Below are 9,996 nucleotides of genomic sequence, written 5' to 3' on the forward strand. Positions count from 1 at the left end.
ATCATCTGGCACCCGCCGCTTTGGAAATACACCGACGACGCCGGCACGGCGTGGCGCGTCCACAACGCGTGGCCCGATAAAGAACCCGGAGAGTACCTGTTGGAGGTCGGGACTGCAGAACGGCCCGGCGTTCGGGGAGCACATCTGAGCCATGGCCACTTTGAGATCCTGCCGGAGGACGATCCCGAGCTGCCAGCCCTTCGGACGGAAAGACAGCGCGGGGAAATCATTTCCCACTGGCCCTACACGCGGGCGATCATCCGGGCGGAGGGATGCTACATCAAGGTCTTCCGGCCAGGCAGGGCCGCGGTCCCGGCCGAACGGTACACTCAGATGGACCTCCTGCTGGACGCCGGCGCCTTTACGGCGCCCGAGGTGCTTCAGAGCTCCCCGGACATCCTCGTTTTGAGCGCCCTCTCCGGACCGACGCTCGGCGAAATCGGCGAGGACTACGTGACGATCGGCGAGAAGGAGTTTGCCGGCGCATGGGAACACTGGTCCAGCGCGTGGCTCGCCCAGCTGAGCGCGGCGTCCGACGTCAGCAGGCAAACCGTTCTGGGCGCCCTGCCGGTCCGTTCACCGGAGGTGGAAGCGCAGGCCGTGGCCCGTTGGTTGAAACTGTGGCTGCGCCACACAGAGGATGTTCCGGAACTGTCCACCCAACGCGGCACCTTGATCGCCATGGCAGATTACGTCACGGCGAACCTGCTCGGCACGGCACCGGACCCGCTGGTATGGGCCCACGGAGACCTGCACGACCGGCAGATCATCGCCGGCGATTGCCGGCCCCCGTTCGGGCTGCTGGACTTCGACGATGCTGCCCGGGCCGAGGCCGCCCGCGACCTCGCCTACCTGGATTTCCATCTGGAGCGGCGCATGCGGCGCAACAACCTGACGTCGGCGCGATACCTCACGGCCCACACGGAGGTGCTGGCCGTCGCCGAGCAACTGCAGGTCAGCCCGGATCGGTTCGATGCCTATTCGGACGCACGCTGGATGCGACTGGCCTGTTCTTCGTTCCCTTCGGGCTCATTGCTGGCGACCCGCGTTCTCGAGGACCGGGTAAAGCATCGTGAGTCCTTCGGATCCACCGCCTTGGCCGCCAGCCGGTCCCTCGGATCCCGGAGCTGATCCACATGGGCTGGCACCCGCCCGTCCCGGCCGCCGTCCTGGATGCTGACAACACCGAATGGCAGGTCATCCGGTCCTGGCCCGACGACTCCGCGGAGGACTACGTCCTGGAGTTGGGGGTTCCCGGCCGGGCAGGGGTCCGGGCAGCCCACCTCCGGGCGGGCCAGCTGGAGCTCCTGCGGGACGGCCGCGACCGGCGTCTCCCCGCCCTGAAGCGCGCGTCGCCGCTGGGGGTGGTGGTGGTGCACCGGGCCCACAAGCGTGCCGTGGTCAGAGCCGGGGAGCACCATCTCAAGCTCTTCCGGGCCCGCCAGTCCGATGAAGCAGTGGGCAGGCACGCCCGGATGAACGAGCTCCTCGGCGCAGGGGACTTCCTCACCCCGGAAATTGTTTCCTCCGCCCCTGGCTGCCTCACCCTCATGACGCTGCCCGGCCGTTCCCTGTTCGAGCTGGGAATCGACCCCGCGGTCAGCGATGTGGTCTTTGAAAATGCCTGGCAAAAGTGGTCCCGGGCCTGGGTCCGGCAGCATTCCCTGGCCTTGGCGCCCGCGCACCGCCCCACTCTCGAGGCGCTCCCTGTCCGGACGGCCGCCGTCGAACTGGCGAAACTGCAACACACGGTGCACCTGTGGCTGGTGCACGCCGGGGACATTCCGGCGGCGCAAGCCGAGCGCGCGGCCGTCCGCGGGGCCGCAGGGCAGGCCGCCCAAAAGCTGCTCCGGACCGATCCGGATCCGCTGGTGTGGTCCCACGGGGACCTTCACGACAAGCAGGTCTTCACCGTGGATCCGGGCGCTCCCCTGGGTCTGCTGGACTTCGACGAAGCCTGCCGCGCCGAGGCCGCCGCCGACCWCGGCAACATCGCCGTGCACCTCCAGCTGCGCCTGCACCAACACCGCCTGACCGCCGAAAGGTACCAAACCGCCCGCCGCCACGTCATTGCCACCGCCGAGGAACTGCATGTCACCCCGGCGCGCTTCGACGCCTACGCAGCCGCGACCCGCCTGAGGCTCGGCTGCCTGTATTCCTTCCGGCCGCAGTGGGCGGACCTGGCGGAGGACTTCCTCATTCCGGATGGTGAACAGGCACTGGCGGCGGGAGTTCCGGCCGCTAAAGTGGAGCCCACGTACTGACTGCACATCAGATCGAAACCGCCCCACACCGAACCGCCCACACCGAACCACCGCGCATTGCGCCGAACCGGGAGGACCGCTGGCATGGCTTACATCAAGGTTGGAAGCGAAAACAGCACAGACGTCGAGCTCTACTACGAGGACCACGGATCCGGCCAGGCCGTGGTCCTGATCCATGGCTACCCACTGGACGGCTCGTCGTGGGAAAAGCAGAGCGCAGCGCTGCTCGGTGCCGGCTACCGTGTGATCACCTACGACCGGCGCGGCTTCGGACAGTCCAGCAAGCCCACCGAGGGCTACGACTACGACACGTTCGCGGCGGACCTCAACACCATCCTGACCACCCTCGACCTGAACGACGCCGTGCTGGTGGGCTTCTCCATGGGCACCGGCGAGGTGGGCCGCTACCTTGGAACCTACGGCTCCGCCCGGGTGGCGAAAGCCGTGTTCCTGAGCTCCCTTGAGCCATACCTCCTTCAGGCCGAGGACAACCCGGGCGGGGTCCCGCAGTCGGTGTTCGACGGGCTGATGGAGGCCGTGACGGCGGACCGGTACGCTTTCTTCACGGAATTCTTCAAGAACTTCTACAACAGCGAAACCCTCCTCGGCACCCCCCGGCTCAGCCAGGAGGTCATGAACGCCGGCTGGAACCTCGCCACCAGTGGTGGGGCCACGGCGTCGGCGGCAGCGCAGCCGACCTGGTACACGGACTTCCGTGCCGACATCCCCAAAATTGATGTCCCGGCCCTCATTGTGCACGGCACGGCGGACAACATCCTGCCGATCGATGTCGCGGGCCGCCAGTTCGCCAAGGCGTTGCCGAGCGCCGAGTATGTGGAGATCGACGGCGCCCCGCACGGCATGCTGTGGACCCACGCGGCGGAGGTCAACGAGGTTCTGCTGCGGTTCCTGGCGAGTTAGCCGGGGCTGTCGCGGAGCCGCCCCTGGTTGACACAGCTCAGACGGGTACGGTTCAATCTTTTGCATATGCTGAAATAACAGTTCCACGATACGAATATTTTGTCCGTATAGCCCTACACCGTGGATGCCAGCATTGACACAAAGGATCTGGCACATGCTGTTGGACGACTTTAATGCCGCCGGACGCGCGGAGGCCGCCGTCGCCCTGCGCCCCTGCCTGGACATCGAGCGATGGATTGAGGAGATCGTCGGCTCGAGGCCCTTCGACAGTCCGGAAATCCTCCTCCAAACCGCCGGCCGCGCGGCGGAACCGTTCACCGACGCGGAGGTGGAAGCCGCGCTGGCCCACCATCCCCGCATCGGCGAACGGGCCGCAGGAAACAGCGCGGAGGCCCGGCTCTCCCAATCGGAGCAGGCGAGCCTGGGCACTCCGGATCCGGCCGTCGCCGCCGCCATCGCCGCCGGGAACCGGAGCTATGAAGAAAAATTCGGCCAGGTCTTCCTGATCCGCGCGGCCGGCCGCAGCCGCGAGGAGATCCTGGCGGCCCTCAACGCCCGGCTCGCCCACACTCCCGAAGAAGAACAAGTGGTCATCGGCCAGCAGCTGCGCGAAATCGCGGTACTCCGACTCGAAGGACTGATAGGCGCATGAGCACTTCCCACGTCACCACCCACGTTCTGGACACGGGCTCCGGCAAGCCCGCCGCGGGCGTCGCAGTCACCTTGGACATGCTCGACGGCGAACGCTGGGTCAGGATCGCGGCCGGCGCCACGGACGATGACGGCCGCGTCAAGTCGCTCGGCCCCGACAGCCTGGGCTCCGGCACCTACCGCCTGGGCTTCGACACCGGAGCCTATTACGCGGCTGCCGGGACCGAGACCTTCTTCCCCGAAGTCACACTGACCTTTGCGGTGTCCGAAGCGCAGGCCCACTACCACGTCCCGCTTCTGCTGAGCCCCTTCGCCTACTCCACCTACCGGGGCAGCTAAGCCCGGAGCAGCCAAGACCGGCTGCCAGCACCACGTCACACCCCTACCGGTCCCGGCACCGCTCCGGGCACAGGCCTCCCTGCCTGGTGGCCGGCGCAGCCATGGTCCGGCGCAGCCATGCACCCCGGGCCAGTCACAATCGAAATTTTCGCGGCGAACCGGCCCAGCCGGCCCATGACCCTTGACAGTGGCCCACGTCACTCCTAATCTGAATTTTGGGATCCCAAAACGGGATCCCAAAACAAGAAAGCTTGCCGGGCCCCGCCCTCCCAGATTCTGCACCTGATCCGAGCCTGATGTCAGCGCTGACATCGGCCCCCTATCAACCGCCGCGATCGACTCAGGGCCCGCGCACAGGACGCCCCACACTCCGGCATCCTGACCCTCAAACAAATCCCCATCACTTGCCGGCATGTTTACTCTCTATCAAGGAGAAGTTGTGTCTCTTCCAAATACCGAAACAGCAGTACAGCCCGATGACCTCACAAGTTCCAAGGACGGCGTGCAACGGCGCACGAATGTCCGATGGAAAATGTTCCTCCTCCTGCTCGTCCTCGTGTCCGTGAACTACATCGACCGGGGATCCATCTCTGTTGCCCTGCCCATCATCCAGAAGGAATTCAACATGGCCCCGGAGCTCGTGGGCCTCCTGCTCTCGGCCTTCTTCTGGACCTACGCCCTCATGCAGATCCCGGTCGGCTGGCTGATCGACAAGTTCGGCCCCCGCAAGGTGATGACCGCGTCCTGCGTCGGCTGGGGTGCCGCAACGGCGGCCTCCGGCCTGGCCGGAGGCTTTGTCAGCATGTTCATCGCCCGCCTCGGCATCGGCGTCACCGAGGCCGGCGTCATGCCGGCCGGCGGAAAGCTGAACGCCATCTGGATGCACAAATCSGAACGCGGCCGCGGCGCCACCATCCTYGACGCCGGAGCCCCYTTGGGCGCCGGGGTSGGCGGCATCCTCATCGCCGGCCTGATCGCCTCGACGGGCAGCTGGCGGAGCTCCTTCATCATCGCCGGCGCCGCCACCGTCCTCATGGGCCTCGCCGTCTGGTGGTACGTCCGGGACAACCCCCGCCAGCATCGCGGAGTCAACGACGCCGAAGCCGAGTACATCGAGGCCTCCCACGCCGCCGAGGACGCCGAAGCCGAGCTCGACGGCAGCAAGGGCAAGCGCGCCCTGCTCCCCTACCTGAAGTTCCGTTCCTTCTGGGCCATGTGCTTCGGCTGGCTGGGCTTCAACGGCGTCTTCTACGGCCTGCTCACCTGGGGCCCGCTCTACCTGGCCCAGGCCAAGGGCTTTGACCTGAAGACCATCGGCTGGTCCACGTTCGTGATCTTCGGCGCCGGTTTCGTCGGCGAAATCCTCGGCGGCACCATCGCCGACAAATGGCGGGCATCCGGCGCCTCGGCCAACCGCGTCATGCGCACCCTACTGGGCACCTCCAGCGTCGTAGTGATCGGCGGCCTTGTCGGTGTCACCGTCGTTGCCGACCCGACGACGGCGGTAGTCCTGCTCTCCGTCGTCATGTTCTTCCTTCGCTGGGTGGGCCTCTTCTGGAGCATCCCCTCGATCCTGGGTGGCCGGACCAACGCCGGCGTCCTGGGCGGCGCGATGAACTTCAGCGGCAATATCTCCGGCTTCGTCACCCCGATCGCGGTCGGCCTGATCGTCGGTGCCACCGGCTCATACACCTGGGCGCTGCTGTACTTCGTGGGATCCGCGATCATCATGGGCGCATCCGTGCTGACCCTGAACTACAACAAGCGGCTCCCTGTCTAAGCTAGGCCACGAAACACCAGTTCCCGAAGCCGGGAACGCAGTGCCATAAAGAACCCGAAATGGAGCACCATGCTTACCGCAGAAGAAACCCAGGACAAGGAACGCCCCCTCCGGGAGGCTGTCCGGGACACCCTCCGCAACAGGATCTTTGAAGGGCACTACGTTCCCGGCACCAGGCTGGTGGAGCGCGACCTCGCCGCCGAATTCAACGTCTCCCGCCTCCCGGTCCGCGAGGCGCTGCGAATGCTGCGCCAGGAAGGCCTGGTCAGCGACCGCGGCGCTCGCGGGGCCGAAGTCAGCTCGCTCAGCCCCAAAGACGTGGAGGATCTCTTCGACGTCCGCCAGTCGCTCGAAGTGCTGGCCTGCAGACTGGCCGCGGCCCGCGCCACACCGGAGGACCTCAGTGCGCTGGAAGCCTTGTTGGACGCGGCCGAGCTCTCTCTAGCCAAGGGCGCCATTATGGACGCCCACCGGGCCAACAGCGAATTCCACGATGCCATCACCCGGATCGCCAACAACGGCTTCCTCAAATCGGCGCTCGAACCCCTCCAGGGCCGGATGCACTGGCTGTTCCGGCATGTGAGCGACCTCCCCGAACTCATCGAAGAACATCGGGCGCTCTACACCGCGATCGCCAGCGGTGACCCTGACCGGGCGGCTGCCCAGTCGGCGTCGCACATCGACAAATACCGGGAACAGTTTCCGGAGAATTTCCGCCGGACGGAACCCGACCTTCATCGGAAGAAGTAATGAAACTCCTTGTCATCAACCCCAACATCAGCAACGATGTCACTTCGCTGATCGAATCCGAAGCCCGGCGTTCAGCCTCGCCCGGAACCGATCTGGTAGTCCGGACCGCCGGCCACGGCGTCGAATACATCGAAACCCGCTTTGAATCGCTGATCGCCGCCGGTGCCGTCGCCGAAATCATCGCAGAGTACACTCGCGACGGCGCCAGCGTCGACGGCGTGGTGGTCGCCGCATTCGGCGACCCAGGGATGCCGGCGCTGAAGGAACTCGCCGACGTCCCCGTCATCGGAATTACCGAGGCGGCACTCTGCGCCGCCGCCCTGCAGGGGCACCGGTTCTCGATCATCGCCATCTCGGACCGCATCCGGCCCTGGTATCTGGACTGCGTTGAACGGTTCGGGCTCGCCGGCCGGCTGGCCTCGATCCGCTCCATCAACGAGAGCCTCAACGGCATCGGCTCCGTGCAGCATGACTTCAAGGAGACCCTGCTGGCGCTCAGCCGCCAGGCCGTCGCCGAGGACGGGGCCGACGTCGTGATCCTCGCCGGCGCGCCGCTCGCCGGACTTGCCCGCGAGCTTGCAGGCCAGATCCCCGTCCCCGTGGTGGACGGCATTTCCGCTGGCATCCAGATGGCCCAGTCCGTAGTCAACCTCCAGTCCGGTCCGCACCGGGCCGGCGCCTTCGCGCCGCCACCGGTCAAGGCCCGCAAGGGACTTTCGAAAAACCTCGATGCCGCCCTCACGACGGCGCAGCACGCCACCCGGCTGCCCGCACCGTCCCACTAATTTTCTTTCTCGAAGGAGGACAACGATGTCCCACACCCCAGACCTTGTCATTGCCAACGGCACCGTGGTCAACAGTTTCGGCCGCCAGAATGTGCACGTCGTGGTGCACGGCAGGACGATCGTCCAGCTCGTGGACGCTTCTGAGCCGGTCCCCGCTGCCGCCAGGACCATCGACGCCGCCGGCCAGCTGGTGATTCCGGGTGGCGTGGACGGCCACTGCCATGTCGCCCAGGTAACCGGACGGTTCCGAACCCTGGACGACTACCGGACCACATCCACCGCTGCCCTCTGGGGCGGCACCACCACCATTATCGACTTCGGCATCCCCCGCGACGCCCGCGAGACCCCGCTGGCCGCGGTGTTGCACAAGAAGGAACTGGCACGCGAGTCCCGCTGCGACGTCGCCCTGCACGGCTCGGTGGTCCAGTGGGACGAGACTGTGCCGTGGCAGCTCGAACAGCTCGCCGCCGAAGGTGTCCGTTCGGTCAAGATGTACACCACGAACCGGGGCACCACCATGGCCGACGGGGACACCATCCTGAAGGTCATGCGCGAGATGGTCCGGCTCGACGGCCTCACCTACATCCACGCCGAACACGATCCCATCATTGCCGACTGCACCCAGCAGCATGCGGACGACGGCCGCATCGGCATCGAACACCTGCACCGGACCCGGCCCGAACTCGCGGAGGAGATCTCGGTCAAGGAGACCCTGGCGATGGCCGAGTACACCAACGCTCCCGTCTACTTTGTGCACCAGTCCACGCCGGGGGCCGTAGACCTCGTCGCCGGGGCCCGCAGCCACGGAATGGACGCCTTCTCGGAAACGTGCCCGCACTACCTCACCCTGGACGACACCGTCTACGGCACGTCCTTCCCCGAGTGGTACGCCTGCTGCCCGCCGATGCGCAGCCCCGAGACCGTCGCCGCGTTGCGGGACCGGCTTGCCGCCGGAGCCATCCACACGGTGGCCTCGGACCACTCCTGCTACGACCTCACGCAAAAGCGCGAGCGGTCCGATGACATCCGCGCCATGCCGCACGGCCTGCCGGGAGTGGAAACCCGCATGCCTGTCACCTTCACCGCCATGATGGACGCCACCGGCGGGGCAGCCCGGGTGGAGGATTTCGTGGAAGTGTTCGCCGCCGGTCCGGCCCGGATCAACGCCCTGCCGGGCAAGGGAACGATCGCAGCAGGGTACGACGCCGACCTCGTCGTCTTCGATCCCGCACAGGAACGCACCGTTGACGGCGCGGCCCTGCACATGGGGACTGATTTCTCGCCCTTTGACGGCAGGACGCTCACCGGCTGGCCCGCCGTCGTGGTGTCCGCCGGACGCGTGGTGCTGGACGCCGGCGGCTTCCATGACCCCGGTCCCGTGGGCCAGTTTGTGGCCCGCAACGGTTTCCGCGAGCACCAGGCCGCCGCGGCCGCCGGCCCCGTCAGCGCCGCCCCCGCCGCCCCCGCCGCCGCCGTCTACCCCGCTGCCCGCTAGGAGCACCCATGCCTTCCGCAACCCGCCCCACCCGTATCGGCATGATCGTGCCGTCCTCCAACACCTGCCTGGAGCCGCAAAGCTACCGGATCCTCGGCGACCGCGACGACGTGACAATCCACTTCGCCAGGATCCAGGTCACGCGGATCGCCCTCGACGATTCCTCCGACCGGCAATTTGATGCCCCGGCAATGCGGGCTGCCGCCGAGATCCTGGCGACCGCCGACGTCGACGTCATCGCGTGGAACGGCACTTCAGGATCGTGGCTCGGCGCCGATCACGACCGCGAACTCGTCAGGGGAATACAGGACGCCACCGGCATTCCCGCCACCACCTCCACACTGGCCTACATGGAGGCCTTCCGGTCCTTCGGCACCGAGCGGATCGGGCTGTTCACCCCGTACACGGAGGACGTCAACGAACGGATCGTGGCGTCCTACGAACGGGACGGGATCAAAACACTTGACCACCGTTTCCTCGGCCTGAGCGACAACGAATCATTCGCCCGGGTCTCCGACGCCGAGATGCGGCCCGGATCGCTGGAACTCGCGGCACAGAACCCGGACGCGCTCGTGTACCTCTGCACCAATCTCTACGGTGCCAACATCGCGGAGGAAATCGAGGCGGCCATGGGCGTTCCCGTGCTCGATTCGGTGGCCGTGACCCTGTGGCACTGCCTCAAAATGGCCGGCGCTCCGCTGCTCTCCCCGCGGTGGGGCAGACTGCTCACCTCAGCCTGACCGCCAAGGCACCGACCTTTCAACCGATTGTGACTGCCGGGCCGCGGTGATGCGCCGCTGATGTTGACGCGTCCCAGCCTCTCTCGATAATCTCGAAATGCAAGAAAGTTTTTTCACATAATGAAAAATATTGATCACCATTCAACGATGAAGAGTGAGGTGGACGTGGCTGCAGGAGAAGATACCTCCCATATCCTCAGCGGGTTGACAAACCAGCTGCCTGATCGTGATCCGGAAGAGACCGCCGAGTGGCTGGAGTCCCTGGATACCC

Annotated in this window: 10 protein-coding genes; all 10 read left to right on the plus strand. The window is 66.3% G+C overall.

The window, feature by feature from the left end; all coding sequences use genetic code 11:
- On the plus strand, positions 1-1,131 hold a 1,131-nt coding region (locus AC1D1S_RS15785; protein ID WP_476994885.1), incomplete at its 5' end, for a phosphotransferase.
- Between the two features lie 5 nt (positions 1,132-1,136).
- Entirely contained in the window at positions 1,137-2,264 is a 1,128-nt protein-coding gene (locus tag AC1D1S_RS15790; RefSeq protein ID WP_476994886.1) for a hypothetical protein, read from the plus strand.
- An 84-nt stretch (positions 2,265-2,348) separates the two neighbouring features.
- The gene (locus AC1D1S_RS15795; protein WP_243180684.1) at positions 2,349-3,185 is read left to right on the plus strand and encodes an alpha/beta fold hydrolase; all 837 of its coding nucleotides are present in this window, start codon (positions 2,349-2,351) and stop codon (positions 3,183-3,185) included.
- Between the two features lie 154 nt (positions 3,186-3,339).
- Positions 3,340-3,837 carry a 2-oxo-4-hydroxy-4-carboxy-5-ureidoimidazoline decarboxylase gene (uraD, locus tag AC1D1S_RS15800; RefSeq protein WP_476994887.1) on the plus strand — a complete coding sequence of 166 codons (498 nt, stop codon included), beginning with the start codon at positions 3,340-3,342 and terminating at the stop codon, positions 3,835-3,837.
- Positions 3,834-4,175 (plus strand): hydroxyisourate hydrolase, encoded by a 342-nt coding sequence (gene uraH, locus AC1D1S_RS15805; RefSeq protein ID WP_230010411.1) that lies wholly within the window; start codon positions 3,834-3,836, stop codon positions 4,173-4,175. The genes uraD and uraH overlap by 4 nt, the downstream gene beginning before the upstream one ends.
- A gap of 439 nt (positions 4,176-4,614) precedes the next feature.
- A complete protein-coding gene (locus tag AC1D1S_RS15810) occupies positions 4,615-5,955 on the plus strand; it encodes an MFS transporter (RefSeq protein ID WP_476994888.1) in 1,341 nt (446 codons plus the stop codon).
- A gap of 69 nt (positions 5,956-6,024) precedes the next feature.
- Positions 6,025-6,705, plus strand: coding sequence for a GntR family transcriptional regulator (locus AC1D1S_RS15815; RefSeq protein WP_028275851.1), 681 nt, complete (start codon positions 6,025-6,027; stop codon positions 6,703-6,705).
- Positions 6,705-7,490 carry an aspartate/glutamate racemase family protein gene (locus AC1D1S_RS15820; RefSeq protein ID WP_476994889.1) on the plus strand — a complete coding sequence of 262 codons (786 nt, stop codon included), beginning with the start codon at positions 6,705-6,707 and terminating at the stop codon, positions 7,488-7,490. The genes AC1D1S_RS15815 and AC1D1S_RS15820 overlap by 1 nt, the downstream gene beginning before the upstream one ends.
- A gap of 25 nt (positions 7,491-7,515) precedes the next feature.
- On the plus strand, positions 7,516-8,985 hold the full coding sequence (locus tag AC1D1S_RS15825; RefSeq protein WP_476994890.1) for an amidohydrolase family protein: 1,470 nt from the start codon (positions 7,516-7,518) through the stop codon (positions 8,983-8,985).
- An 8-nt stretch (positions 8,986-8,993) separates the two neighbouring features.
- On the plus strand, positions 8,994-9,725 hold the full coding sequence (locus AC1D1S_RS15830; RefSeq protein WP_459385707.1) for a maleate cis-trans isomerase family protein: 732 nt from the start codon (positions 8,994-8,996) through the stop codon (positions 9,723-9,725).
- The last annotated feature ends 271 nt before the right edge of the window (positions 9,726-9,996 follow it).

The sequence above is a fragment of the Arthrobacter sp. P1_A5 genome, from assembly GCF_056406825.1.

What these genes read in the sequence shown, in the direction of transcription:
- AC1D1S_RS15795 (WP_243180684.1), top strand. Translation starts at nt 2,349, where the DNA reads ATGGCTTACATCAAGGTTGGAAGCGAAAACAGCACAGACGTCGAGCTC.
- uraD (WP_476994887.1), top strand. Translation starts at nt 3,340, where the DNA reads ATGCTGTTGGACGACTTTAATGCCGCCGGACGCGCGGAGGCCGCCGTC.
- uraH (WP_230010411.1), top strand. Translation starts at nt 3,834, where the DNA reads ATGAGCACTTCCCACGTCACCACCCACGTTCTGGACACGGGCTCCGGC.
- AC1D1S_RS15815 (WP_028275851.1), top strand. Translation starts at nt 6,025, where the DNA reads ATGCTTACCGCAGAAGAAACCCAGGACAAGGAACGCCCCCTCCGGGAG.
- AC1D1S_RS15820 (WP_476994889.1), top strand. Translation starts at nt 6,705, where the DNA reads ATGAAACTCCTTGTCATCAACCCCAACATCAGCAACGATGTCACTTCG.
- AC1D1S_RS15825 (WP_476994890.1), top strand. Translation starts at nt 7,516, where the DNA reads ATGTCCCACACCCCAGACCTTGTCATTGCCAACGGCACCGTGGTCAAC.
- AC1D1S_RS15830 (WP_459385707.1), top strand. Translation starts at nt 8,994, where the DNA reads ATGCCTTCCGCAACCCGCCCCACCCGTATCGGCATGATCGTGCCGTCC.